Annotated in this window: 1 protein-coding gene; it reads right to left on the bottom strand. The window is 54.6% G+C overall.

Translation table 11 applies throughout. The annotated features are described in order from the left end of the window. A partial coding sequence (locus GTN70_03660; GenBank protein NIO16085.1) for an FHA domain-containing protein occupies positions 1 to 955 on the bottom strand: 955 nt, incomplete at its 3' end. Positions 956 to 1,044: the final 89 nt, after the last annotated feature.

Genomic DNA, 1,044 nt, shown 5'->3' with positions numbered 1-1,044 from the left:
TTCTCTCCCGGAGGGGAGGGATGGAAATGGGGAAGGAGTTCAAGCGGTAAAAGAGGTCTTTTCTGAACGTTTTTTCAGCCGCCTCTTCCCTCAGGTCGCGGTTGGTTGCAGCGATGATGCGGATATTTACGCTCACCGGGTGAGTTCCTCCAACCCTCTTTATCTCTGACTCTTCAAGGGCCCGCAGCAACTTGGGCTGAACGTCTTTGGACATATCCCCAACTTCATCGAGAAACAGGGTACCACCCTGGGCGATTTCAAAGGCGCCCTTTCTCTCGCTCAGCGCCCCCGTGAACGCGCCTTTTTCGTGTCCGAAGAGCTCGGATTCTGTGAGCCCCGGTGCGATGGCACTGCAGTTGACGGCAACAAACGGGTGTGCTCTTCTCGTGCTCATCAGATGAATCCCCCTGGCAACGAGCTCTTTGCCCGTTCCCGTCTCGCCGATGATCAAAACGGGAAAGTCGGTTTCCGCCACCTTTTTCATCAGGCCGAAGAGCTCGCGGATCTCTTTGCTGTCTCCAATCATACCGATTTCTGAAGGGTCGATTGCACTGGCCCTGCGAATCTTATTCGCCTTTCGGCCATGCGGTAACATCGCCGTATCGCCAAGAGGCTCAGTTGGAAGCTCATCCTGTTTTTCCGCGTCCAGGGAGGATGTCATGAAGTGGAGCTCGTAGGGGCCTATTTTGATGTCAGTGTTGCCCGCAAGCGTTTCCTTCCCAATTCTCCTGCCGTCGATGAAGGTCCCGTTCTTGCTGACGTCCTCGATGAAGAATCCAAACTCCGTCCCGGTGATCCGCGCATGTTTCCGCGACACCGAGGATTCGGGAAGGATGAGGTCGCACGCCGGTGACCTGCCGATCAGGACTTCGCCTTTTTTGCATCGAAGCTCGACCCTCTGTGATTCTGAGAGATTTACGACAAGGTAGGCGTTGGTGGAGGCCTTCTCATTCATCGTCTTCCCCCTTCCGTTTTCTGCATGGTAAAGCAAAAGAGATACCATATCTTATGGCAGGGCAAAGAGAAAGGGAAGGGGAAAGGCGC

The organism is Deltaproteobacteria bacterium (genome assembly GCA_011773515.1).
Classification (GTDB): Bacteria; Desulfobacterota; Deferrimicrobia; order J040; family J040; genus WVXK01.
The sequence above is the reverse complement of the archived record's forward strand: the minus strand, read 5'-3'. Positions and strand labels throughout refer to the sequence as shown.